Origin of the sequence: Mesorhizobium sp. AR07 (assembly GCF_024746815.1) — a bacterium.
In the GTDB taxonomy this organism is placed as follows: domain Bacteria; phylum Pseudomonadota; class Alphaproteobacteria; order Rhizobiales; family Rhizobiaceae; genus Mesorhizobium.
On record NZ_CP080525.1, the window covers coordinates 2,307,222 to 2,331,526 of the forward strand.

Consider the following 24,305-nt stretch of genomic DNA (forward strand, 5'->3'; position numbering starts at 1 on the left):
CGTTCGCTTCTGGCGTAGCGCGTCAGGATTCTGGAGAGGACCCAACTGCTCGAAGGCTTGGGTTCCTACTGTGCTGGTCTTGGTTAGCGTGCTGCTGCAGTTGGCGATCCAATATCGCCTGAGCTATTGGAGCCGAGACTTTTTCGATGCGTTCGGCCGACGCGACAGCGTCGTCTTGAGAGCCCAGGCATTGCTCTTCCTGCCGCTTGCCGGCTCAAGTATCCTCGTGGCGGTTCTTGGCGTTTGGTCGCTCATGACGACGCAGCGGAGATGGCGCGCATGAGTTGACCCAGCATCTGATCGACGATTGGCTGAAGAATGACCTCTTCCGCAAACTTCAATTTTCGGTTGGCGAGGACCAGAACCCGGAATACCGAATTGCTGAAGATGCTCGAGTTGCAACGGATGCACCCATAAGCATGGCCATTGGACTGCTCAAGGCCGTGCTCAGCGCGGGAATATTTATCGGCATCCTCTGGAACGTCGGTGGGGATCTCGTGATGCCATGAGCTGACCGTGCCCAAGTACCTGGTCATTGCAGTTGCGACATATTCGGTACTTTTGACTTTGGCGATGGCGATCGTCGGTCGCCCCTTGATGAGAGTCATTGCCGGCAAGAATGCAGCGGAGGCACAGCTTCGGTCGGTAGGATCGCATCTGAGAGAACGCGACGAGTCTCCATCCGGGTCGCAAAGAGAGTTCGATCAGCATCGGTCACTCAGTCAGGCGCTCGATGACGTGATAGCCCGCTGGCGGGACCTGTGCGTGCAGCTGATGCGCACAACACTCGTTTCACAAGGTAATGCGCTGCTGGCTCCTGTTATCGCTTGGGTTCTCTGTGCGCCGAAATACCTGATTGGAACGATGTCGCTTGGAGAAGTTGCCCAGGTGACGGCGGCTTTCGTTATTGTACAGGCGGCTCTCAACTGGCTTGTCGACAACTATGCGGGCTTGGCAGATTGCCTTTCTTCGATAAATCGCGTCGCCTCGTTGCTCCTGGCGCTTGATCAGCTGGAAGGTATCCCCCCGGGGGACCGCGCTGGGAGCTGAGGCTGATGTCACGTTGTTTGAGTGCGTTTCGAGCCGCGACCGAGGAATGATGGCTCGCCCGCCGTTCTGATTATCATCGGGCATCAATAACCCACACGGCACGGAACGAAGCATAGGCACGGGCCGTTGGGTTTATGGCGGCGTTTGACCGTCCAACAACAATATAAGGAGCGATCGACATGAAACGCATTGCATTTGGACTCGCCGCCGTACTTGTCACCGCTGGAATGGGTTTTGCAGCCGAACCTGCAATGATGACGAAAACGCCGAAAGGTAACATCTATACCGATGCCAAGGGCATGACGCTTTATACGTTCGACCAAGACAAGGCGGGCAAGTCTGCCTGCTATGACGCGTGTGCGGCTACCTGGCCTGCGCTTAAGGCTGATGCCAAGGCAAAGGCCGAGGGGAAATGGACTGTCATCGATCGTACCGGCGGCGGCAAAATGTGGGCCTATGACGGAAAGCCGCTCTATACATATGCCAAGGATAAGAAAGCCGGCGATATGACCGGCGAGGGTGTTGGCGGCGTCTGGCACATGGCCAAAGCCGGCTAGGTTGGCGAAACCGTCAGCGGCGCCTTGGGGCGCCCGCTGCCTGACTGTGCTGGCCCACATTTCTACTTTCGATGCGCAGCTACGGATGAACTCTGCAAAGGCATGCCACACGGCAAAGAACTGTCAGTGTTTGGTAAGGCAACGCGAGGTATCGGTGCAAAAGCCCTATGAGCCGGCCTATTTCGCTAGGAAACACGGGATTACAGGCCCAGGCGCGAAAGATCGCCAAGGAGTTTGGCCCATCACGTGTCAGGTGCGACATTGCCGCCCAAGATCTCAATCTGGCCCTGCGAGACTACGGCTTGGCAGTCGTGACTGTCCCCCACCTCAATCTTCGCTATCGACAGAATAGCTGGTTTCTGGAGCCCGGAATTTACGGACAATGATGCAAAGGTTCTCGATCGGGCTGATGGGTGCGTTGCTCGGCATCCAACCAGATCGACTGGCTCGCCTCCAAAAACCTGCGCTAACTGCCCTTCATCGCATTGATGCCGATGGCGCGGGGAAAGGCCTGGGCGACAGGAGCCTTGGTGGTGTGACGGGCCTGGCTCAAATGGTCGGGCCGAGGACGTCTTGTTTGGTCTTCTTGATTTTCGAGCCGAGTGGGCGGCCGCAAGGTTGCCCGGCCGATCTGGCCTGAACCTCGTTCAACGCGAAGCACAAGCGCCGTCGACGGGTTGATTCAGGCAAGAACGAAGCCCGCCAAAAGGACCGCAAGGATAAGTCAGAGGGGGTACGGCAAGAAGCCAACGAGCCTCCGAAATGCTATTGTGCTCCATGGCTCATGCATCCTGACATCTATTTCTCGGCACTATGTCGGGGTGCGGGACCAAGAGGCTCCGATTGACTCGACGTCGATCCTCACCGTTTAGTACCAGCGTCCACGGCCGTAAAACCCGCCGCCGCCTAGCAGCAAAACAATAAGAACGATGACCAGAATCGTGGTGATATCCATATGCGCCTCCAATGAGTGCTCCCGGCTATGTTCGCCGTTCGCCGCTCTTGCCCTGGGCTGGGCCTAATGCCTGTGACTTGATCTAGATCAACGTTCCGCAGAGCATTCTTGTTCCAACGGAACTATCTGAAATGCGGATATCCTTGCGCAATAGGGGGCATGTGGTTCACGCGACGACATCCTGGAATATCTCGCGGGATGCTCAACCAGGTGCAGCGCACGGCTCATGGCTGCGTGCGGACGTCGAATCGTCCTCCCGCAATGCGATCCGAGAATCTTATTTCTTGGCCCTTCCAGCCACTGCTGCAACGAACGCGACGGCGGCGGCATCACAGATCCTCTTGGACGGCCCGTTGACGGTGGGGATGATCTCAGCTGCTTTCAGGCTGATCCCGTGTTTCACAGCGAAATACGCGATCTCGTAAGAAGCGTCGGTGGCTGGGAGTTCAGGATTTTGTATCACCGTCTTGTTTCGGTCGGCCATTTGCTCCTCCCGCTCTGAGCCGTTGCAGAAAAGCACCAAAGCGGAATACCGGGCAAGCCACCGATCGCGCCTTCCCGGCTGGGCTCGACTGCCCTGCAGACCAAGGCTTGAATCCTTCGGAGGGCCGCCTTGTGTGGTTGCGTTCAAACGCTTGAATGGCGACCGAGCCATCGATAGAAAAATGGCGAGCCTTTCGGCCCGCCACCTTCCGATCGAAACGCTCTCGTCTTGATCAGTTCGCACCACCAAGCTGTTTGGTCATCTTGCAGAAATTGTCGTGCGACTTTGCAATGGCCTGGTCGCCGCATTCCTTCGTTATTCCGGCCCGGTCGTCCTCCTTCATAGCCATCCATGCTGCCTTGAATTCCTTCTCCGACTTCATGGTCTTCATGCCGGCGTCCGTAAAGAACGGTGACATCTTAGCCGGATCATCCAGCGCGGAGGTGCCGGTGCTGCCGCCGGCAAGAGCGGCGCCTGTCATCAACGAGAGAGCCATGGCGCCCATGCAGAGCATCTTGGTGTTCATGTCGAAAATCCTTTCGGTAGCTTTTGACGATCGTCCAAGGATCGATCATCTCAAAAAACGGGAAGAATATCGAAAAGTTCCGCTTTCGTTCGGCCATACATATAAAAATTCATACGACGCTGGAACCTTGGGGTCTTTGGCGTGTTTTCTTCCGATCTCATTGATCAGCTTGAGAGATGCTCCAGACACGACTTCTCAAACGAGCCCGCCTTCCTACCTAGGATGGCGGGTCTTTTCCTGTTTGGAAGTGCGCTCGCAACGAGAGCGCGTGCCGCGCATTTTCGATGCATGACATAGACCCTTTTCAGGGCAATCAACGATGCGCTGTTCCTCGCTTGTCTCCGGAGTTTACGGTCGATGCAAGGTTCTCGATCTCAGTCGACCAATTAAATGCAAGGGTGGCGATAAGCCGGAGCGAGCCCCGCAGCAGTGTCAGCCGTCAACTTGTCGGCGCCCTAGAAACCCACGCCGCGGCAAAAACAGGTCACCGCGGCAAAGGCACTTCAATGAAAAAGGTGAACCCGGTTCCGCCAACAAGAAACAGGCACAGGAATACGGATGCTTGCGAATGCGTTGAAGCTGTCAGGAGTGACACTGATCGATCCGGTTCAGTGACGCTCAAAACGACCCAAAAGGAAATCAACCATGAAAAAGTCCCTCCTCTCCGCCCTCGGTCTTGCGTTCGCGCTCGCTGTCTCGATGCCGGTCCTCGGCACCAGCAACGCCAATGCCGCTATGAACAAGGCCCCTGCAGCGACGACCGCAACCACCAGCCAGCCAGGTTCGGACGCTATGGCGACGAAGCATGTCAAGAAACACGTCAAGAAACATAAGAAGCACGTCAAGAAGCACACCATAGCCAAGAAGGCCTACTAAGGCGCTCTCTGAACGTCCTGTTTTATGAGCCGCTCCGGCTTAAATTTGGTTGGAGCGGCCTGTTCTATTCCGCGCGACAGAAATCTTCGCGCATCATCCGTGGCTAGGAGCTGGAAGCGTTACGATACGGGAGAACTTTCATTTCTCGCGAGAACGGTCAGCGGCAGCCGGACGATGAAGGTTGTCCCGGTCCCGGCCGATGCCTTGGCGAGTGTTCCTCCAAGCTGCTGGGCGAAAGCATCGATGAACCGCGATCCCATGCCCGTTTCTGCGCCAGCCGGATTCATGCCGATGCCGTTGTCCTCGACGGTAAGGGTGACCTCGCCGTCGCGCCGCTGGAAGCCCAGAGTGATGCGGCCCGTGCCTTTTGGAAACGCGTATTTGATCGCATTGGTCGCAAGCTCGTTGACCATCAGGCCGAGCGGAACAGCATGATCGGCCATGATCGTAAGCGGTTCGGCTTCGACGGTGATCTCAATCCCGGAATGTTGGCCAAGAAGGCTTGAGCGGATGCTGGACGCAATACCCTCGAGATAGGCCTCGACTTCGATTGGCCCGAAGGCACTCGATTTGGCGATCACGTCGTAGAGTTCGGCGACCGCGCTGATGCGTGCATAGCCCTATAGCCTTCCACGCACGGATCGGCCGCCCGCCGGAGTTCGTAGCTCACAAAGGACGAGATGACCTGCAAGCTGTTCTTGATCCGGTGTGCCAATTCGGCGGCCAGAACATTCCGGTGACGGTCAAACAGCGTTTCCTTGGTGGCATCCTCGAAAACGAGGAGAAGCTGCGTGCCCTGGTTGCCTGGAACCTGTATCTTGCGGGCGTACAGTTTGAAGATGCGATGTCCGAGCAGCGGAAATTCGTCCTCGAGCAGGAAGTCGTCGAATGGCCGATCGTCCGGCACGACGTGGTCGAGCAAGGCGTGCAGCGCCGCGACATCCCACTGGCCCTGCTTGAGGTCTTCGAGACGCTTGCCGACAACATCTTCCGCGCTGTCCCCGAACATCAGCACGAAGTTCCGGCTTGCGGTGACGATCCGCATGTCGGAATCCAGAATGACAAGAGGATCCCGCACGGTATCGGCGATGGTCTGGCCCAGGCGCAGATTGATCGTCGCCTTGCGTTGTTCATTGCGCAATTCCGTCACGTCGTCGATCGTCAGGAGAAAGAAATCGAAGCTCATTCCGGGGCGGTGAACCTTACGGGCGTTGAGAAGCATCGTCTTCGGACCCACATCCGGGAAGACGTGCTCGACCTCGTAAGCCTCGACGGTGGTTTTCTGCGGAAGGATCTCCTCCAGCAGCACGCGCAACGCCGGAATGTCCCACTGGCCATTGCCCAGATCGTAGAGACGGCGGCCAATGGTCGTCTCGGCCGCCGTCGCGAACATCGAATAAAAGGCGTTGTTGGCCGAAACGACGGTTAGTTCGGCATCAAGAACCAGAAGCCCGTCACGAACCGTCTCGACGATGTCTTGAGCCGAGACGTCGCTCAAATTGAAACCTGAAGTTGACATGGGGCCTCCCACCGCGCGTCCACGCCACTGATTTAATTGAACATATCAGTGCTTACGGGATAGGGATAGCGTGCCCCACGGGCAAAGGCGCGAGGTCCCATGCCTTGCCATCCAGCAAACTGGCTGTGGGGCCGATCGGGATCCGCCCGAGCCTCTATCTCACCAACCGCATCGAACACCATTTGAGCGATCACCTTAGTTTGGGAGTGCCTTGGTTTTGCCAGTCAATCTGGCTCCGATCGTCAGACTACTGGGGAACCGACCGACGAAAGCCTTCATCACCGCAGTGGAGTGAGGGAGGACGGCAATGCGTGCCAACACAGCGGCGGCGCGTATGCGGGTTGCGAATTGCTTGCTCCAGGCCTTCGAATAGCGACTGCCGGCGGCAATCCGCTCTGCCCGATCCCATCGGTCAAACCTCGCCAATTCGCTGGCCAATAGCCAGCTGGACTGCAAGGCCATGGAGATGCCTTCGGCTATGATGGGATGGGACTCGCCGGCAATGTTGCCGACTCGAAATATGTCGTCGGCAAAACGCGGACGAATGCCAGGGCGTATGGGGCCGGCGGCGAGCCATTCGCCATCGAGCGTGGCGCCTCCGATCACGGAAACTACACTCGGACATGATGCGAGGATGTGCGCATGAACGGCTTGGCCTGCCGACAAGGCGGCGCCGTTTTCACGTAGTCTGGTCAACAGATCGCGGCGTACGCAACATGACAGCGACATCCTGTCTTGGTCTGCCCAGACCATGCCGCCATAGCCGCCCGGAAATACCAGCAGGGGCATGAGGTCTTGGGCAAGCGAAGCTCCCTTGAAATGGGCCTTGAAGCCAAAGAGATCGTGGGGCGTAATGCTTTTTGGGAGATTGGTTGGAAGCCTCCCCTGCTCCCAGGAGCCATGCGCGGCAATCACGACTGGCGCAACGACAACTGTCTGGTCGTCCTTGGTGGTGATCCGGACAGCTGCGTTCTCGCCATCGCTGGTAATCTCCACCGCCCGCCAAGGCTGAAGGACGACGGCTCCGGCATTGCGGGCCGCGTCCAAGAGGATGCCATCCAAGACGTCGCGCCCAAGCGCACGCCCAAAAGCGTCTCCCGCGGCCTGCGGCATGCCCGCGTCTATGCCCGGGCCTGATGCGAACAGCGCAACTCGCTTGACTTCCGGGCCTGCTTTGGCGCGAACCGCGGCGCCTGCCCCCAAACGGTCCAACAGGTCCAGATTGACTGCCGACATGAATTCGCCGCAGACCTTGCGGCGCGGGAACTCACTTCTTTCGATGATGGCGACAGAGCGCCCCTGGCCGCGCAAAGCCAAGGCGGCCGACGAGCCGCTTGGTCCGGCGCCTATGACGATGGCATCGAACATGGGAGAACCCCTTCCGCAGCGCTGTCGATGACGCGGAAGGCGTGAGTGAAAGGGCCGATCCTGCGTTCTTCACACTGCTGCGTAAAACCCGAGGGCCACAGACTGGAAAGTTCATTGCCGGTGAAACCCGCGCGGACGCTTGCCGCCGCATCGTGCATGGTGACCTGGTTTGCACCGATAAAACGCAGGAGCGAGCACGCTCTCAAGGCGATGCCGTTTCGGCTTGGCTCGGTGGCGAGGAAGATCGGTGCCAGATGGCGTAGCGCTGCGAACAGAACCTTCAAGTCGGCGTCGGAAAAATGGTGCAGGAACAGATTGGCCGAGACAACGTCGTACGCGCCGGCGCCGGAATTTGCGATCCAGTCAAAGACGTCATCGGTGATAGTTTGAACCCGCCAACCAAGTACGGCGAAATCCGCGCGCCGTTTGTCGGTGATGAGATTGACCTGGTCGAGCATGATCAGGTCCACATCGGTCCAGTTCCTGGTGAGGCGCCTTGCAACAGAGAGCATGAACGCCCCGTCGCCGGACCCGATCTCCAAAATCCTGGTCGAGCTCTTGCGTATGTTTGCCTTCAACAGGCCGGACATAATCGTGCTCTGAAACATCAGCGCGTTTATCCAAACAAGATCGCGCCGGGAGCCGATTGCCCTGGGATCGTCGGGAGGCAAGCTATCAAGCAGCTCTGGCTCGATCCGCCGGCGGTCGAGATCGTTGATCAATTCAGGCACTGCCAGCTGTGTGGAACATCATCGTCTCCGCTGTCAGGCCGGGTCCGAATGCCATGGCACAACCCACGCGGTCTTCCGTGAACTCGCGCAGCATTCGCTCAAGCACGAACATGACCGTGGCTGAAGACATGTTTCCGTTTTCGCGAAGGACCTCGCGCGACAGCAATAACGCATCGGGATGGAGATTCAACGCGCGCTCCACAGCGTCGAGAATGGAGCGGCCACCTGGGTGAACAGCCCAAAGATCGACGTTCTCGACGCTCATGTTCCCCAGAATGCTGCCGATGCCTGTGCCGAGCGCACTTTGAATTGCGCTAGGAACCTGTCCCGACAAAAACATGTCGAACCCGTCGTCGTGTATGCTCCACGTCATGAGTTCGCGACCTTCGGCGGCGACGATCGCGTGAAATCTGTCGAGACCGATCCCGAACGGGCGGGCGGTCACCGACGCGGCCGCGCAGCCATCACCCCACAGGCAGAAGGACAGCAGTTTTTCGAGATCGCTGGTCTCCTTGAGGTGGAGCGTACAGAGTTCAATACAGACGATCACAACGTGAGCCGCAGGCTCGGACCGGATGATGTGCCGTGCCAGCTTGAGCGCGTTGATTGCCGCGTAGCATCCCATGAAGCCAACGATCGTGCGCTCGACGGAGGTCGGCAAATCGCATCGGGCGAGGATCTCCAGATCGATACCGGGGGCGGAGAAACCCGTGCACGTCGTTACGATTAAATGCGTGACGCTCGTCCTGTCTTCATCGCGAAGGAGCCGCTCCACGGCTTGCTGGGCTAGAACTGGCGCAGCGGCTGCAAACATCTCCATGCGCGTCGCCGTTCCTGGAAACGCGCCTCGCCTAAAAACGCCCGCCATGTCCACACTCGGACCCTCAGGATCATCGGCTGGCGCAAAGCACGAATAGCGATGTTCGATCCCGCCCTTGTCCGCCATGCGATTGAAAATCGCGCGGCGACGGGAATCTGCAGCCAGCTGGGAGCCAGCAAATTGCAGGAAAAACCTGTGAACACCGTGGTCAGGGACGGCAGTTGCAATTCGGTTGATGAAAGCTTGAGCGCACATTTTTCCCTGGCTTGCAGCCGCAAGCCTGTGGTCACCGAGGAAAGCGCCACGTGTTGGAGGCTTGCTGTGGATCTGCGCCTCAACTGCGATGGCAAACTCTATTGTCGTAAACGCACGGAACCCACAAAGGCTTCCCCTGCACCCCCGCTCGTCATCAAATTCCATTGTTGCCCTGCTGGGCATGCAGTGTCGGCGCACCAAGCCGATCCATCAAGCCTGGCAGGTGGCGGCCGCGATGAGCTGCTGGCAAGAAGAAAGAAGTCCATGTGGCTAAGAGATCGGCGATTCGCCAAATTGGCCGCAAACCCATCGGAAAGCTCGCCAGGACCGAAAGCCAGACCGCGCGGCTATAGCGCTGGCCACCTCCTTCTGAAGGCATTCCGGCGGCCCTGTTGCGAACGCTCGACCGCAAATGTAGGCGCGTCGTCCCTCGATTGGGTGGGTAGGGGCGGGAATGCGACCCGCCAACGCATATAACCACAGAGAGCCGAAGACCCAATCAATTGTCCGCTGGGCTCCCGTCGCCGCCTCAATACCCGGCGCCCTAACCGGATGCTTACGCCCAAATGGCTATTTCTTTTGATCCGTCATCTCGCCGTTTTCTGGTTCACGTCAATAGGCCAATATGACCAACTTGGATCTCAGCCGCTCCACTTACTGACCTCTCTGAATTTCCAGCGCTACCTCTGCTGGCGGATGGTGCAGAGCTGACGAGGGGGCACCTTTTAGGTATACGTCGAAGAAAGTGTGCACGTAGTAGCTTGTTATGGAGAGCTGTTGGCGTCCGTCGATACCGATGACGCCCAGCATACGGAGCACCCGCTGCAATCGCTGGCTCTTCACCAAAGCACCGTCGCTGAACCCGAAATGATTCGCGCCCCTAATAGCAACCCAAAGCCGTTTTTCAGGCGAAAGCCGGTCATAGATGGCATGGATATTGGCCTCAATGCGCCGTGCCGCCGGATCCGATGCTGCGCCATGGTCGCTCAGCAAGAACATGAACGGCTGGCGTAGTCCCTCGTTAATGACGCTTCCATAAGGTGCTCCATCGATATCGATGCCCGCCTTGCATCGGGAATCCTCATGGCAGAACTGCGCCGCGGCAGCACCTCCGAGCGAATGGCCGAAGACCCCCACCCGCTGTAAATCGAGCCGCCCAGTGAATCTGCCCGCGGGATCGGCAGTATTGAGGTGCTCCAGTTGATCGAGCGCGAATGCCATGTCCGAAGTCCATGCAGCCAGCAGCTTCTGGATCATGTGTTCCTGTTCAGCGCCGGAGACGATGTCGGGGTTGTTCTCTGGTGTTCTCGTTACCACGCGCCCATCGGGGAAAACGACCACGGCTGTCCGGAACGACGCATCGAAACCCACTACGACGTAGCCATGGCTGGCGAGATCTTCGGCGAGCGTCGAATACTCAGCTGTCAATGCAGCCAACCCGGCTCGCATGATTACTACCGGGTAGGTTTTCTGTTGGGAGGAAAGCTCCGGATCTAGCAAGCTATGCACGCGGACGCGTGATAAATCGCGCGTTATGAATTGGGTGATCAGGACTCCGCGTTCACGCTCAACGGCAGCGCGCCAAGCGGTAGGAAGATAGTCCGTCGTAGCGCGAGACCGCACATTGACCGACGGGTACCAGATCCAGGCAACGAGCTCTCGCCGGGTCCCTGGAACTGGTGCCAGCGGGTCGGTCTGCGCAGCGTCGTTCCAGGTGTAAATCGTCCGGCCGACCGCAAAGGGACCTGTCGGATGGGGAAGCCAGGTCTCGGCCTTGTGCTCTCCCCAAAGAAGCCAGAGCAAGCCAGCCGCACCCATCAGGACCATCACGACCAATCCGACGAGTCCCTTGCGCATCCACATGACCGTTCTCGTGTTCCACCATCGACGTAGTTCGGCTCGAATGGGCGCTCATGCCCACGTTATCAAGCGTACAGGTACAGGCCAAGCTTCAGGCGAAACGCTCTGGTCGCACTATAAGGTTTAGGCAGCGGGCCAGGCATAGACGTAGGCGCGGTGAGACCGACTGAACATGTCGGAGAGCATCCTCCCGCAGCAGAAGGCACCCAAGCTGATCGTCGTCACCGCCTTCCACCGCGATGAGACCGGCGACCTTCAGCCTGTCTTTGGGCCCGCAGAGCAGCAGGCCGAGGACCGGGCGATAAGAACAGCGAAAGGATTGACCGCGAAACATGCCGGTGTGATTGCGTGGTCGCGTGATGCCAACCCGATGCTTGGCGAAGACAGTGAGCCGACTACGTTCTTTGTTGGTCGCGATGTGCCCGACATGGAGTAACGGCTGGCCGTCAGGAACCCTCTAGACAGGAGGAAGGAACATCTTCTCCTCCTTGGCAGCCGCCTCGAATGCCTTACGGGCCTCCTGAGGGGGCACCTCCTCGGCCAGAGCGGCCCTGCAAACGCTCACGGCGTAGGCCCACTTAGGTCCCTTCTTGGTCCACTTCAGGAGTTGCTCGGAGGCCGCCTCGACGTGGCTGACCCCAAATCGGAGCCCAGGTCGGTCGGTCTTCACGTAGACCGGAGGGTTGAACCAATGAGAAGCCATGGGGACTGTTCGCGGGGGCCGAAGGCGGACTAGCGTCCCGGCCCAGTGACGTCCAGCTTGGCTCGCCTCCTGGCGTCCTGAAGGTTCAAAAGCTCAGCCACCTGGACGGCATTCTGTATGTCCATGGCCACCATGATGCGATCCTCACATCGCGGTTGGCCCGTGAAGACATCGTAGACGGTCCACATTCCGGGGTGCGTCTCGCGCAATGCGTAACGGTTTGGCATTGAAGCAGCTCCTGGATGCTCTCCCGCGTATTGTACTCTTCCGGGTCCCAACCATCTAGTGGCGATGCCGAGCGCCGGATCACTCTAGGGTCGATCAGGCGACCGCTCCAATTTGCGTAACAGCGGACGGACTTCCCCGTGCCACCCCTTGTGGATGCAATGGGGCGGGTCTCACCGGGGCGTGCCCCGTGGCGCACGCGTGGCCGAGGGCGGCGTTTTTCTACCCGATGTGTGATGAGGCTCCAGCGGCCTTGATCAATTCGTCCTCGTCCCTCACCCCATGTTGGTAAGCGGCAACGATTTCCTCCGCTATGATTTCCGCCTCCAACGAATGGTCGTCTACCAGACGTTGACGACATGCCGCGTCGAACGCACGACTCAATAGAGCCAACTCCTTGGCGCTCAGGATGCCGTATTTTAGTGCTTGGTCGGTAACGGACATCGCCCAGTCCTCCGCAACCTAGGCTGAGGACGGTCAGCCCTGTCCTCAAGGCCCGGTTCCGATATTAGCACAATTGGCGTTCATGCGGATAATTTGGTCCAGCGAAGCGCACCCCCCCTGATAAGCGGCAACCTGCAACAGCCCTAGGCCCGTTCGGTCCGCCTACGTCGCGGGATCGGGCTAGGTCGAGACGTACTCGCCGTGTTCAATCTTGGTGGCCGCGCGCGAACTGGAGCGCCGTCATCGCCACGCGTCGCCCTAGATGGCGTGCGGTGGCAAGGTCGGCCTCGGGCGGTGCGAGATCGGGACCCTGGTCGACGTGCGACTGCGCAGCGGCGCCCAGCCAAAAGCCATGCCGATTGAGATCATCCTCGGACCCGAGTGAAGAGTTGTTGGCCGGGGGCAGGGCGAGATTGATCCAGTGCATGCCGTGCTGGGCCGCGAACAAGGCGATCTGTATCAGCGTGGAGAGCTTGTCGCCGGCCCGAGACCCGGAATTGGTGAACCCGGCGGCGAGTTTGTCCTGCCAGCCGCCCCGGCTCATCACCGCATGGGAGCTGGCCTCGGCGAAGGCCTTGAAGCCGGCTGACGCGCTGGCGACATAGGTGGGCGCCCCGAAAATAATCGCCTCTGCGGTGTCGAGGTCTTCCCAGCGCATCTCGGCTTCATCGACATGCAAGAGCAAGGCTTGCACGCCCTCGATCTCCTCTACGCCCCGCCTGACCGCTTCGGCCTGCCGGGCCGTGTGGCCGTAGGTGCTATGGTAGACAATGGCGACGCGCACAGCGCTCTCCTCATCACATGCCGGTGTCATTGAGCCCGGGCCTCGGTCTGCTGCGAACCAGCGGCATGGCGCAGTTTCTCAGGATTGCGCGTGACGTAGATCGCCGTGATCTTGCTCTCCGCGACGTCCAAGGCGGTGGTTTGCAGCGTGCCGCCTTGTTCGAGGGTGACGAACCCGGCCAGGCCGTCGATGACGGCGTAGCGCAAGAGGCGCGATCTCTCCTGGCCGAACAGCCTGGCCAGTCGGGTCAGTAGGTCCATCACATCCTCCAGGCCCACCACGGCCGTGGCGATCGTTGCCACCTTGCCGCCGCCGTCGGCATAGACCGCAACATCGCTTACCAACATGGCGCGCAGCGCCTGCAGATCGCCGTCTCGGGACGCGGCAAAGAAAGCCTCGGCCAATTCGAGGCCGCGTTGCCTTGGAGTGCGAAACCTGGTCCTTTCCGAGCGTACATGAACGCGGGCCCGGCTCGCAAGCTGGCGGCAAGCCGCCGGATCACGATCGATAGTCTCGGCGATTTCGCTGAAGCTCAGGCCAAACACGTCGTGCAACAGGAAGGCTGCGCGCTCCAAAGGGGTCAGCCGCTCGAGCGCGACCATCAGTGGCAAGGTGATGTCATCCGCTTCGTCGAAGGCGCCTTCGAACACCGGTTCAGGCAGCCAAAGGCCGACGTAGTCTTCACGGCGCTTGCGCGCCGACTTCATGTGGTCCAGGCAAAGGCGCGTCACGACGCTGCGCAGGAAGGCTTCTGGTTCGCGGACCGCGGCGCGATCCGCGTCGATCCAACGCAGGAAGGCGTCCTGCACGATGTCCTCGGCGTCCGCGACCGAGGCCAGCATCCGGTAAGCCGCCCGCAGCAGCTTGGGCCTGAGCGGGTCAAACAACGCTGTGGGATCAAGATCGGTCATGTCACGCTGGCCCTTAGTGTCTGTCAACCCGCCCCGTGCGGGTCGTCCTCTATAGATATGACGAAATGCAGCAGCGGAACGTGACACGCCGCCAGCGCCCGGCAACGCAGAGCTGGAAGATTATTCGGCGCCGCTGTCGACGGCGAACCGCCAACGACCTGGGCCGCGGAGCGATCTGACACGATGACGAGGAGGCGGACGCTAGGCGATCCGCGGGCCTTGGAAGGTTCGGGCCAGGGCGGCGTCAGCCTGCAGCCAGCGATGACGGTGACGAACTGCGCATGGCGGCATGGCGCGATTTCGACGGCTCCCTGCTTATGGAGAAGCCGCCTGCAAATCCGGCAATCGCACTGAGCCTGGCAATGATGCGCGGCCAGTCGATGCATTTCGAATAGTGGTGAACGGGATAACACGGCCTCGTCTATCAATCGTGCTTGGCCACTCCAGGTCGCACGGCCAGATGGCCGAACGGCTGACAAGGCCACACCGCATCTGAGGAGAAAGACCATGTCAGAAAAGCCACCCTATATGCCGACCGGCATTGGAATGGGCATGATGAGCGACGACGAGACCAAGGTCGGTGTTCTGATATTCGAAACGGCGCAAGGTAACTTCGACTTCGCCGTCAATCTGCAGGCGGTCGATGTCCTCACCAAGGCAATCAATGAGATCGAGATGCATCTCCGCTCCGGCAGGACGCATTGAGTGTCCGACGATGTGCCAGATCAGAAAAAGCCGAAGCTGATCGTTGTCGTGGCGTTCGACCGGCGAGGATGGCGAACTGTTCACCGCATACGGCCCGACCGACCAGCAAAGCGAGGACCGCGCGATCCGCACGGCAAAGGCGCTGGCTTCAAACCACGTCGGTGTAAGGCTGACGCTCAGAGAGTTTGAGAACGGGAACCGGATAGGCTTGCACTGTGTCGCCGAGGGCGCCGGTCGTCGAACGGGTTCATCGCCGGCCAGTTCCGCCGCCCAAATGTCAGCCTTCACGCGACTTCACATTCGCATCCACAACCCGCTTCAAGAGCATAAAGATCGCCGAAAGCGGGATGATCGGTCGCCACGTCATCTTCGACCACGCTTCAATGGCATTTTTCCACAGAGGCGGCATCTCAATTGGTACAATCGCTGCTTTCGTAATGCTTCCGAATTGCGCGCAATCATATCGGAGACTTAGAAGTCCTCATCCCATCCGAAACAGACGTCATTGGACCTGCCCAGGCAACATCGAAGCTGCGATTTTCTCCGCCACCATTATGATCGGCCCATTAATATTGGCGGAAGGTACACGCGGCAGGATTGACCCGTCGACGATACGCAAGCGTTCGATTCCGTGGACACGTCCAGCCCCGTCGGTGACGGCCAGGTCGTCCAAGCCCATGCGGCACGTGCTCGTGGGGTGATGTTCGGTATTGGCGACCGTCCTGAGCCAGCCGGCGATATCGATGTCGGCCGTCTTGATGCCTGGCGTGCCGACCGCCGGGCCACGGTAACGCGCCCACGCTGGCTGCTCCACCATCTCCAACGTTTTGCGAATGCCGGCCACCATTTCGGTGATGTCGCGCACGTCGGTCAGATAGTTGAATCGAATTGCCGGTTTGGCAGTTGGATCGGCGGATTTGAGCGATATCCTTCCGCGGCTATAAGGCCGCATCTGGCTGACAAAATATTGGAAGCCATCTGAAATCGTGACTTTCCCCGACTGGAAGTCGGCCAGGAAGGGCAGGAATTCGTGCTGCATGTTGAAATAGGCAATATCTTCACTGCTTTTGAAGAAGGCACCGACTTCGAAGAAATTCGTCGCACCCAGGCCGGACTTGAACAGCAGCCATTCCAGGCCGAGTTTCACGCGCCCGACCATGTTAAGTTGACGTCGGATCGAGACGCCTTTCGTCGATTGGAAACGCAAGGGAGCGACCACATGGTCTTGAAGGTCCGCGCCCACGCCTGGCAGATTGGCCAAGGGTGAGATTCCGTGAGACCGAAGATGCTCCCGGTCGCCAACGCCGGAAAGCATCAGCAGATGTGGAGAGCCTACAGTGCCCGCGGAGAGGATGACTTCACGCGCAGCACGGATTTGCATTTTCCCACCGCGGCGAGACAGCGTGACGCCAGCGGCAACCTTGCCTTCAAAATCGATACGCTCGACAAGGCAATCCGTCATAACTGTCAGGTTCCGCCGTGACGCGGCTGGCTTGAGATAGGCGAGGCTCGTGCTGCAGCGCACGCCGTCCCGGATAGTCGCCTGCGTGATGTGAACGCCTTCCTGGCCGCCGCTGTTATAGTCACCGGCATCGCGCAGACCGAACTCCTGGCCAGCCTCGAGGAACGATTTGTAAAGAGGGTGCTCCGCCTTGCTGCGAACAACGGAAATAGGCCCCGATCCGCCCCGCAGGGGGTCACGACCACCTTCGAAGGTCTCCATCTTGCGGAAATAGGGCAGGCAGTCCTTGAAGTCCCAACCCTCGATGCCGAAGTCGCGCCAGCCGTCATAATCCTGGTGGCTGCCCCGCACGAACACCATGCCATTGATGGAGGAACTGCCCCCAAGGCAGCGGCCGCGAGCCTGGCCGATGCTTCGGCCATGAAGCTCGGCCTCGGGCTCGCTCTCGAACTTCCAATTGTAGACGTCACTCTCGATCGGAAATGTCAGTGCTGCTGGCATCCGAATGGTAATGCTTCCATCGGATGGGCCGGCCTCGACCAGGCAGACTTCGATCGAAGGGTCTTCGGTCAGTCGGCTGGCAAGAACGCAACCCGCCGATCCGGCCCCGACGATGACATAGTCGAATTCGACTTTTGTGCGGCTCATGTACTATCCCATCCGGCAGGTACCGATGAATGCATGGCAACCCGCGCTATTGATCCCGTCTAAAGTTCGTGGCGTTCAGAGGTTCCGTTTCTTCTGACCAGCAGCGGAGCCTTGTGACTCGGCCTCTCATTTGCATTCGGTTGGGCGCTCGGCGCGCCCAACCCGTTATCGTAGGGGCGATCGCTCAGCGCTGCATGACCGGATTGGCCGGCGACGCACTTTGAAGGGCAGCCGTGGGTTGGGGTTCGGTGCCAACCACATATTGCGACAAGGTCTTCCAGCCAGTGCGGGAACTGGCGTGCAGCCGCCACAAGACCAGCAGCCCCGAGGCCAGCAAGGCAGCCGCGATGGCGGGGGCGTAGCCGACTGGCGGGTCCGGCAGCGGCACGAGCGAGTAGTAAAGAACAAGGAAAAGCGCGACGGTCGAGATGATGGGGAATATGATGTGGATGAGCACGTTCAGTTCTCGCCGCGCCGTTGTCAGGAAGAACCGGGCCACGCCGATGTTGCCCATCAGGTAGACGAAGACATAGATGATCGTGCCAAGCGTTCCCAGCATGAAGAACGACTGATCGGGCCCAACGAGGGTTCCAACGCCCAGACCAACCCCAATTGCCAGGACCGACTGCGCCAGGACGGCAGTGTGAGGCGTGCGATACTGCGGGTGAATCTTGTTAAGCCAGGACGGAAGCGCCTCGGCGCGGGCCATGGCGTACCAATTGCGTGTGGAATCCACCGTGCATGCGATGCAGACCGCGATGCCGGAATTCAGCAACGCGAGGAGGACAAGCACCCAGCCATTACCCCAGAGACGCTGCGCGACAACAAACGCCGGGTTTTCCGTCGCGTTTCCCAAATCAGTCAGATTCTGGGTGCCCCAGCCGATTTGAAGGCCCCACGCGCAGAAAACGTAATACACGCCTAGCAGGATGACCGAGCCGATGATGGCCCGAGGGATCACAGTCCGCGGGCTGCGGGCCTCCTCTGCCACCGCAGCCGCCCCCTCCCAGCCCGTGAAGGCGAAGATCGAAAGCACGACGGCCAGATAGAAGCCGTGCAGGTTCGTGCTGCTGGCCGGATTGAAACCGCTGAACGAGATACCGCCAGGTCCTGGTGAAATCAGGCCGGAGATCGCAAGCGCGAGGACGATCAGCATCTCGATGATCGACAGGATCGTCAGCATCTTGCCGGAGACCTTGATCCCCCGATAGCCGATGTATCCAACCAGAAGGAGGATGGCCAGCGTCGTGATCTGCCAGGGCAGATTGAAACCATAGTGCTGCTGCAGCTCCGTTTGCAGAACGAAGCCGGTATAGGACGCGAGGCCGCCTGGGATGATTGCGACAAACCAGGAGTAGAGCCATCCGACCAGGAAGCCGGAATGCGGGCCTACGGTGGCGCTGACGTAAGTGTAGAAGCCGCCGGCCGACGGCAGATGCCGGCCGAGTTGCGCAAGGGAAATCGCGACCACCAGGCCGATCACGAATGCGGCGATATAGGTGGATGGGGCACCGAGGCCCGCTTGCTGCGTATTGAACCCGATTGTCGTGAGCACGCCAACCGCTGGTGCAATCTGGGCGATGCTTTGCATGAGCACCGTTGTCAGGCCGACCGAGTCTCGTTGCAGGCCTTCGTCTGAATGGTCCTTGACCATGCGATTCCCCTTTTTTGTTTTATGACGAATGGTGCGGGGCAGCGTCTTACGGATACATATCCCGCGGCTAATAACTATATTGCACGAAATCGTGCAGTCAAGGCGCAATATCGTGCACATCCGGTTGCACGAATTGTCCATTCCGGCTACGGTGGGCCTGGTGCAATTTTCATAAGATCGGGAATCATGAATACTTCGGAGAGGCGCCGTGCCCTGCTGCAGCGCGCGCGTGAAATGGGATATGTCGATGCCGGATCGCTTGCCCATGTCTTTGGCGTCGACAGCTCAACGATCCGCCGGGACCTCGCACAGCTCACACGGGCGGGTCTCATCCGGCGCACGCACGGCGGCGTCCTGCCAGCAGATCCGGGAACCGTCATCGATACACCCTACGCCGTGCGCCAGAATGAAAACCTCGAAGCCAAGCAGGCGATCGCACGCGCTGCGGTCGACCTCGTGCAAGACGGTCAGATCGTCATCCTCGACAATGGCTCGACGACATATCAGGTCGCCAGCGAACTGCGGCGACGTCGTAATTTGACTATTATTACCAATGACTTGCTCGTCGGCGTCAGAACCGCAGGGCATCCCACCAATCGTCTCCACATGACGGGGGGCGTGCTGCTCGACACCGTGTACACGCTGGTCGGCCCTGCCGCAGTTGCGGCATTCGATGGACTTCACGCGGATTGGGCGTTTCTGGGAGCCGAAAGCATCGATGCAGAGGCAGGCGTGACCAACATCAACGTCGTCGAAATCCCGATCAAGCACGCGATGATGGCAGCGGCGGCAAAAACGGTTTTCGTTGCCGACAGTACGAAATTCGGCCGCCGATCTTTTGCCACGGTTTGTCAACTGAGCCAGGCAGACCTCATCCTCACCGACGACGGGTTGGCCATTGAGAGGCGGCCGGCATTTGGGACAAAGCTGCGTTGCGTGCACTGAAATGACTCTCTGCATGGGGGATTGCACGAAAGTGTGCAATCGTGCATAGAAATGGAGCAGGCGTTCCCGCGCCATTGTTCCACTGAGAGACTTCCCCATGACCCTGCCCATGATCGCCGGCTTCGAACAAGACATACTCGATCAGCCGGATGCCCTTGCATCCTTCGCCTCCAGGCCCTTGCCGACAGGTATTGCGTCACTCGATTTGACGCAGTTCGATCGCATCATCATGACCGGCATGGGGTCGTCCGACTATGTAACGATCCCGCTCGAACTTTTGCTCGCTCGCCGCGGCATGCCGATCTGGCGCTTGCAGACGAGCCGGCTCCTGGAAACCCTGGAGATGATCACGGATCGGACATTGCTCTGGATCACCTCCCAATCAGGCCGCAGCGGTGAAGTCGTGGCGTTGCTCGACCGATTGTCGGCGGGCCGCAGAGCCATTGTCGTGGCGGTGACGAATGACCCCGAAAGCCCGCTAGCACGCGCTGCCGATCACGTCATCGAACTCCATTGCGGCAAGGAAGCGACTGTAAGCAGCAAAAGCTACCTCAACACGCTGGCGGTGATACATAGGGTTTGCGCCCGTGTGGAGGGTCGCGCGGACGAGGCGGCAGTCAACGATGTCCGGACCTTGGCCGGCGAACTGCGCACCGCCATCGAGGCGCCGCCAAGGATCATCTCGGTCGTGGCGGAGCGAGCACTGGCAGCTTCAAATCCGCGGTTCGCCCTGATCGGCTCTGGGCCCGATGCTGCGACGGCCCTTACCGGCGCCCTGATCCTCAAGGAAGCCTCCAAAGTCGCGGCGGAGGGGTATATCGGCGGCGCCTTCCGACACGGGCCGCTGGAACTGGCAGGCCCCGGGCTTACCGCATTCCTGTTCGGGTCGGGCACGGACGAGGACCTAACCCTTCGCCAACTCGTGCAGGATCTTTCCAAGACTGGCAGCACCGTGGTCACCATCACACCGCGCAACTACGACGGAGCCGAGCACATTGCGATACCGTCGCATCCTGTATGCAGCCGTATGGCGCACGCCATGATCGTCGTGCAGCATCTCAGCGTCAGCCTTGCACGGCAAGCCGGTTTCGTACCAGGTGAATTTCGCTACGGCCAGAAGATTACGGCACTGCTGTGAGTGTGGTTTTCGCAGGTGTCGACCTTGGCGGAACAGGGAGCCGCTTCGTCGCGCTGGGGCCGCACGGCGTTCTTGCGTCGAGTGTCTTGAAGACCTCGGAACTTGGCGCGGGGGACCTTGAGACGAGGCTGAAGCGCTTGGTCGGCACTATCCGTGATCTGGTGCCTCGAGGGGGCACTTTGGCTGGCGTTGGGATCGGTGCAACCGGACCGGTTGATCGGGCGGGGCCTGTCGATTCTTCACGCCCATTACATGCCCCGCGTTACCGTGTTGGGTGGGAGCGCGGCAGCCTATCTTCACCTGTTCGAGGAAAAGCTGCACAGGGCCATGGAGAGAACTCCAGCCTTCACTGTCGATTCGGTAATACATGTCGCTGCCCTGGGCGACGAAGCTGGAGCAATAGGCGCCGCCTTGATTGCACAAGACCTATTGGCGAAGGGCTAGTGATCGGCCGTCAGTCGTGGAAGCCGAAGACTTCGGATCGCGAGGGGCTTGCTATGGCACTTGATTTTCACTGGCTTTTTCGTCTGGTCCCGCTCGATAACCCACGGATATTCTGGATCATGATCGAGCGCGCTTCGATCTAAACTTCTTTGATTGAGGGCTTACGAGATGTGCTTTGGCCCTGCCCACCGTCCTGCAATGGGTGGTGGAAAGCAAATGTACCCGCTTTGCCCACGGCGTTGCTGCGAGGGCAAGAATGCCCCGCCCGGCCCCCCCCCACAGCTTTCGACAAACCTTCTGAACGCTCAAGATATGGCAGGGTGGGGCAACCGCGACCTCAGCGGCGGCACCAGCATTGTCCGCTTTTGGTACGCGGGCAAGTCGGCCGTAATGACCGAGATAAAGGCGCGAAGCAGCCATTCGGTATAAGATAAATGCCCTTCGGCGAGTGGCTGAGCCAGCTCTTAGGAACTGCTGAGACCGAAAGCCGACATGTAAATCTCTGGGCGCCGAGAAACAAAGAATTTTCATCGGTGATCGTGCGGTCTGCTGAGACGCAAGCCGCAGGATCAGCAGGCTCATCCTCTGCTGCCAAGCTGCCGGACGGCCGCCTCGGCCGTATCCTCTGGGCGCGTATTGAACGCGATTACTGCTTTCGGCGCTGCTCGATGAATCGTGTTGACCACTATCTCGAACAACGGCAGACTCTTCGGCGGTATCCTGAGACCGCCTCCGACCACGACGCAGTCGTAGGACGTGCTCTCCAGCTGCTTCTCGAGCATCTCCCTGCCGACCTCATCCGGGGTGATCATGCAAGTGTCGCCGTGCCAGCCACGCTCCTCAATATTATTGACCGCGACGGCAATGCCGGCATTGATCTTCTCAGCGTTGAAGCCCGGCGGCAGCGACGGGTCCGAAAAATCGACGGTTTCGGGTTTTTGCCCGACGAACAAGATTTTGGTCACTTTGTTTCTCCTTTTGGGGCGGCCACACCATCGTGGCGCCATGTGTCGAAATCAGAGGTCGAGATTATGCCGTAGGAATGCGCCGATCAGCTCGAGCGCCTCGCGCGCGGCGGGTTCTCTCATCCCTTTGCCCATTCCGCGGCCATGCCGTTCGCGAAGTCGCGATAGGAACGCGGCGGATGGCCGAGCAGGTGACTCACGCGTGCAATGTCGTCGGGGGTCGCGATCGCGCCATCGCTCTGATACCGGCGCATCATCAGCTTCATGTCATAGGCGTACCAGATTGCACCCGTTGCCTTAATGCGCTGCTCCAGACCGTCCAGATCGTCGCCGGCATATTTGATTGGACGGCCGAGCACATCGCGCCACAAGGTGGCCAGTGCGTCTCCGGTCAGGACGTCAGGGCCGACCAGCGCATAAGTCTCGCGGGGCAACGGCGCGGCGGCGCGCTCGCGTCGCAGCAGTTCGTTTGCGGCCGCCTCGCCGATGTCACGGACATCGACCATCGATATGCCCTTGGGGCCGATCGGCATGCCATACACGCCGCCGCCAAGCAGAGCGTCCTTCTGGCGCGCATCGTTCTGGATGAAATAGGCAGGGCGCAGGATAGTGACCGGCAGGTCGCCGGCCTCGATCATGCGCTCGACCGTCATCTTGCTACCAAAGTGCGGCACGTCGGCATAAGCTTCGCCCTTGAACACCGACAGATACACAACCCCCTTCACACCGGCATCGCGCGCCGCGTTGAGGGTAAGCATCGCCTGGGTCAGTTCGTCAGGTGCGTTCGGGGCGAGCAGGAACAACGTCGTCACGCCGTCGAGCGCGGCACGCACGCTGTCGACATCGGAAAGGTCGCCCTTCACCGCCGTCACGCCGGCCGGAAACTGAGCCTTTTCAGGCGAGCGGGTGAGTGCACGTACCTCGGCACCCTGCCCGGCAAGGAAGTTCAGCACCTGGGTCCCAATCGTGCCCGTGCTGCCAGTCACCAATATAGTCATGTCATATCTCCTTGGTCTTTAGGACGACCCGTTGTCGCTGGATGGAAGATAGATGTTCCACTGCTGTAGAATAGATGGCATGATAGAGACGTATCGTCTCAAAAATGGAACGACTTATGGACCTTCCGGCACTCGCTGATTTCAACCTGATTGCAACGCATGGCGGTTTCGGACGGGCCAGCCGAAGCAGCGGCAGGCCTAAGGCGACACTGTCGCGCAAGGTATCCGAGCTGGAGGCGAGCCTGGGCGTCCGGCTGATCGAGCGCGGATCACGGACCTTACGTTTAACCGACGAAGGCCGCGCGCTTCACGAACGGACGCTGGGCCCACTCGCAGAAATCGCGGATGCCGAGCAGGCCGTTGCCGCCGGCGCTTCCGTGCCGAAAGGCAAATTGCGGGTCAGCGCGCCTATCGTACTGGCACATGTCTTGTTGTCGGGAATCGCCGCCGAGTTCGTGCGCACTTACCCCCTTGTCGAACTCGAAATCGTCGCCGAGGATCGCAAGGTCGATCCGGTCGATGACAATTACGATCTCGTGATCCGCGTCGATCCAAGTCCCGACGAAAGATTGGTCGGGCGGCGGATCATGGAGGATCAGCGCCTGCTGGTCGCGCCGCCCGGGATGCACATCGCCGTTCCGCCGGAACATGACGACTCGTCGGAGCGCGTGACGGCGGTCGGTCACGTTGCGACGGCGAGCGACATTGTCTGGCGGATCGATACCGATCGCGGCATGCGAATAGTTCGGCCGCACTTTGCATTGCGCTGCTCTTCCTTTCTGATGATCCGTGACGCCGTACTTGCCGGAGCCGGCGTGGCGCTCATGCCGAAATTGCTTGTGCGCCATGATTTGGCCGCCGGTCGTCTCGTTTCGTTGGGCGCACAAGCAGGGCCGAAGGTAGAGATATGGGCGCTCCAGAACGCGCGTCGGCTGTCGAGCTCGAAAGTCCGCAATTTTCTGGACGCAGTGGCCAGTATCGGTTGATTCAGCGGTGGGATGTCAAACGGCTTCCAAAACTGACCCCCGATTGGAGTGGGCCCCTCGGGCCGGACAGAGTCAGGCCCGAGGGGCCTACTCCATTATAGGGTCAATTTTGCACGCCGATTCACAATCCAAGTTCTCTATTATGCCGCTGACGTGCCGTTGTTGCAGTCGATCTACGATGCGCGGGAATGAAAGGGGTTGATGTCGGGCGCCACCATTTCTGCGGGCAAGCTGCGGATGGCATTCGATCGGATCGTCGCTAGAGCAGCGGAGATTGGGGGCATTCCAAAGG

26 protein-coding genes are annotated in these 24,305 nt (G+C 59.6%); 9 read left to right on the top strand and 17 right to left on the bottom strand.

What is annotated here, in order from left to right; genetic code table 11:
• The first annotated feature begins 284 nt into the window (after positions 1-284).
• The 3 genes from BPNPMPFG_RS11710 to BPNPMPFG_RS11720 all read left to right on the top strand — a co-directional run bounded on the left by BPNPMPFG_RS11710 (position 285) and on the right by BPNPMPFG_RS11720 (position 1,607).
• Positions 285-509 (top strand): hypothetical protein, encoded by a 225-nt coding sequence (locus BPNPMPFG_RS11710; RefSeq protein WP_258595499.1) that lies wholly within the window; start codon positions 285-287, stop codon positions 507-509.
• Between the two features lie 7 nt (positions 510-516).
• On the top strand, positions 517-1,050 hold the full coding sequence (locus BPNPMPFG_RS11715) for an ABC transporter family protein (protein WP_258595500.1): 534 nt from the start codon (positions 517-519) through the stop codon (positions 1,048-1,050).
• A 179-nt stretch (positions 1,051-1,229) separates the two neighbouring features.
• A complete protein-coding gene (locus BPNPMPFG_RS11720) occupies positions 1,230-1,607 on the top strand; it encodes a COG4315 family predicted lipoprotein (RefSeq protein WP_258595501.1) in 378 nt (125 codons plus the stop codon).
• A 1,232-nt stretch (positions 1,608-2,839) separates the two neighbouring features.
• Here BPNPMPFG_RS11720 and BPNPMPFG_RS11725 read toward each other — a convergent pair.
• Both BPNPMPFG_RS11725 and BPNPMPFG_RS11730 read right to left on the bottom strand, forming a co-directional pair.
• On the bottom strand, positions 2,840-3,046 hold the full coding sequence (locus tag BPNPMPFG_RS11725) for a hypothetical protein (RefSeq protein ID WP_258595502.1): 207 nt from the start codon (positions 3,044-3,046) through the stop codon (positions 2,840-2,842).
• A gap of 232 nt (positions 3,047-3,278) precedes the next feature.
• The gene (locus BPNPMPFG_RS11730; protein ID WP_258595504.1) at positions 3,279-3,572 is read right to left on the bottom strand and encodes a hypothetical protein; all 294 of its coding nucleotides are present in this window, start codon (positions 3,570-3,572) and stop codon (positions 3,279-3,281) included.
• 645 nt (positions 3,573-4,217) lie between these two features.
• Between BPNPMPFG_RS11730 and BPNPMPFG_RS11735 the strand changes: the two genes are divergently transcribed.
• Positions 4,218-4,448 carry a hypothetical protein gene (locus tag BPNPMPFG_RS11735; RefSeq protein ID WP_258595506.1) on the top strand — a complete coding sequence of 77 codons (231 nt, stop codon included), beginning with the start codon at positions 4,218-4,220 and terminating at the stop codon, positions 4,446-4,448.
• A gap of 119 nt (positions 4,449-4,567) precedes the next feature.
• Here the strand turns inward: BPNPMPFG_RS11735 and BPNPMPFG_RS11740 are convergent, their stop codons facing one another.
• The 6 genes from BPNPMPFG_RS11740 to BPNPMPFG_RS11765 all read right to left on the bottom strand — a co-directional run bounded on the left by BPNPMPFG_RS11740 (position 4,568) and on the right by BPNPMPFG_RS11765 (position 11,004).
• Positions 4,568-5,029 (bottom strand): sensor histidine kinase, encoded by a 462-nt coding sequence (locus BPNPMPFG_RS11740; protein ID WP_258595507.1) that lies wholly within the window; start codon positions 5,027-5,029, stop codon positions 4,568-4,570.
• Positions 5,026-5,967, bottom strand: a complete 942-nt coding sequence (locus tag BPNPMPFG_RS11745; RefSeq protein ID WP_258595509.1) for a PAS domain-containing protein — start codon at positions 5,965-5,967, stop codon at positions 5,026-5,028. The genes BPNPMPFG_RS11740 and BPNPMPFG_RS11745 overlap by 4 nt, the downstream gene beginning before the upstream one ends.
• A 195-nt stretch (positions 5,968-6,162) precedes the next feature.
• Positions 6,163-7,335: an NAD(P)/FAD-dependent oxidoreductase gene (locus tag BPNPMPFG_RS11750; protein ID WP_258595510.1), complete on the bottom strand. Its 1,173-nt coding sequence runs from the start codon at positions 7,333-7,335 to the stop codon at positions 6,163-6,165.
• Entirely contained in the window at positions 7,314-8,057 is a 744-nt protein-coding gene (locus BPNPMPFG_RS11755) for a class I SAM-dependent methyltransferase (protein WP_258595512.1), read from the bottom strand. The genes BPNPMPFG_RS11750 and BPNPMPFG_RS11755 overlap by 22 nt, the downstream gene beginning before the upstream one ends.
• A gap of 1 nt (position 8,058) precedes the next feature.
• A complete protein-coding gene (locus BPNPMPFG_RS11760; RefSeq protein ID WP_319945986.1) occupies positions 8,059-9,306 on the bottom strand; it encodes a type III polyketide synthase in 1,248 nt (415 codons plus the stop codon).
• Positions 9,307-9,795: 489 nt separating this feature from the next.
• A complete protein-coding gene (locus BPNPMPFG_RS11765) occupies positions 9,796-11,004 on the bottom strand; it encodes an alpha/beta hydrolase family protein (protein WP_258595513.1) in 1,209 nt (402 codons plus the stop codon).
• Between the two features lie 169 nt (positions 11,005-11,173).
• Here BPNPMPFG_RS11765 and BPNPMPFG_RS11770 point away from each other — a divergent pair, with 169 nt between their 5' ends.
• A complete protein-coding gene (locus tag BPNPMPFG_RS11770; protein WP_258595514.1) occupies positions 11,174-11,437 on the top strand; it encodes a hypothetical protein in 264 nt (87 codons plus the stop codon).
• Positions 11,438-11,458: 21 nt separating this feature from the next.
• Here BPNPMPFG_RS11770 and BPNPMPFG_RS11775 read toward each other — a convergent pair whose 3' ends face one another.
• From BPNPMPFG_RS11775 to BPNPMPFG_RS11795, 5 genes are all read right to left on the bottom strand, one after another.
• The gene (locus BPNPMPFG_RS11775; protein WP_258595515.1) at positions 11,459-11,704 is read right to left on the bottom strand and encodes a DUF982 domain-containing protein; all 246 of its coding nucleotides are present in this window, start codon (positions 11,702-11,704) and stop codon (positions 11,459-11,461) included.
• 29 nt (positions 11,705-11,733) lie between these two features.
• On the bottom strand, positions 11,734-11,931 hold the full coding sequence (locus BPNPMPFG_RS11780) for a hypothetical protein (RefSeq protein ID WP_258595516.1): 198 nt from the start codon (positions 11,929-11,931) through the stop codon (positions 11,734-11,736).
• A 220-nt stretch (positions 11,932-12,151) separates the two neighbouring features.
• Positions 12,152-12,373: a hypothetical protein gene (locus tag BPNPMPFG_RS11785; protein WP_258595519.1), complete on the bottom strand. Its 222-nt coding sequence runs from the start codon at positions 12,371-12,373 to the stop codon at positions 12,152-12,154.
• 205 nt (positions 12,374-12,578) lie between these two features.
• Complete coding sequence (locus BPNPMPFG_RS11790; protein WP_258595520.1) at positions 12,579-13,187, bottom strand: flavodoxin family protein; 609 nt, start codon at positions 13,185-13,187, stop codon at positions 12,579-12,581.
• The gene (locus BPNPMPFG_RS11795) at positions 13,184-14,068 is read right to left on the bottom strand and encodes a sigma-70 family RNA polymerase sigma factor (protein ID WP_258595521.1); all 885 of its coding nucleotides are present in this window, start codon (positions 14,066-14,068) and stop codon (positions 13,184-13,186) included. Before BPNPMPFG_RS11795 ends, BPNPMPFG_RS11790 begins: the two co-directional genes overlap by 4 nt.
• A gap of 507 nt (positions 14,069-14,575) precedes the next feature.
• Here BPNPMPFG_RS11795 and BPNPMPFG_RS11800 point away from each other — a divergent pair.
• On the top strand, positions 14,576-14,773 hold the full coding sequence (locus BPNPMPFG_RS11800; RefSeq protein ID WP_258595522.1) for a hypothetical protein: 198 nt from the start codon (positions 14,576-14,578) through the stop codon (positions 14,771-14,773).
• Positions 14,774-15,275: 502 nt separating this feature from the next.
• Here BPNPMPFG_RS11800 and BPNPMPFG_RS11805 read toward each other — a convergent pair.
• Together BPNPMPFG_RS11805 and BPNPMPFG_RS11810 are read right to left on the bottom strand one after the other, a co-directional pair.
• Complete coding sequence (locus tag BPNPMPFG_RS11805; RefSeq protein ID WP_258595523.1) at positions 15,276-16,883, bottom strand: choline dehydrogenase; 1,608 nt, start codon at positions 16,881-16,883, stop codon at positions 15,276-15,278.
• 184 nt (positions 16,884-17,067) lie between these two features.
• A complete protein-coding gene (locus BPNPMPFG_RS11810) occupies positions 17,068-18,537 on the bottom strand; it encodes an APC family permease (protein WP_258595524.1) in 1,470 nt (489 codons plus the stop codon).
• 186 nt (positions 18,538-18,723) lie between these two features.
• On the opposite strand from BPNPMPFG_RS11810, the gene BPNPMPFG_RS11815 reads away from it, so the two are divergent.
• Together BPNPMPFG_RS11815 and BPNPMPFG_RS11820 are read left to right on the top strand one after the other, a co-directional pair.
• Entirely contained in the window at positions 18,724-19,482 is a 759-nt protein-coding gene (locus BPNPMPFG_RS11815) for a DeoR/GlpR family DNA-binding transcription regulator (RefSeq protein ID WP_258595525.1), read from the top strand.
• A gap of 97 nt (positions 19,483-19,579) precedes the next feature.
• Positions 19,580-20,620, top strand: a complete 1,041-nt coding sequence (locus BPNPMPFG_RS11820) for an SIS domain-containing protein (protein WP_258595526.1) — start codon at positions 19,580-19,582, stop codon at positions 20,618-20,620.
• A 1,022-nt stretch (positions 20,621-21,642) separates the two neighbouring features.
• On the opposite strand, the gene BPNPMPFG_RS11825 is transcribed toward BPNPMPFG_RS11820, so the two are convergent.
• Both BPNPMPFG_RS11825 and BPNPMPFG_RS11830 read right to left on the bottom strand, forming a co-directional pair.
• Complete coding sequence (locus BPNPMPFG_RS11825; RefSeq protein ID WP_258595528.1) at positions 21,643-22,029, bottom strand: hypothetical protein; 387 nt, start codon at positions 22,027-22,029, stop codon at positions 21,643-21,645.
• Between the two features lie 119 nt (positions 22,030-22,148).
• Positions 22,149-23,027, bottom strand: a complete 879-nt coding sequence (locus BPNPMPFG_RS11830; RefSeq protein ID WP_258595529.1) for an SDR family oxidoreductase — start codon at positions 23,025-23,027, stop codon at positions 22,149-22,151.
• Positions 23,028-23,143: 116 nt separating this feature from the next.
• Here BPNPMPFG_RS11830 and BPNPMPFG_RS11835 point away from each other — a divergent pair, with 116 nt between their 5' ends.
• A complete protein-coding gene (locus BPNPMPFG_RS11835; RefSeq protein WP_258595530.1) occupies positions 23,144-24,013 on the top strand; it encodes a LysR family transcriptional regulator in 870 nt (289 codons plus the stop codon).
• Positions 24,014-24,305 lie beyond the last annotated feature (292 nt).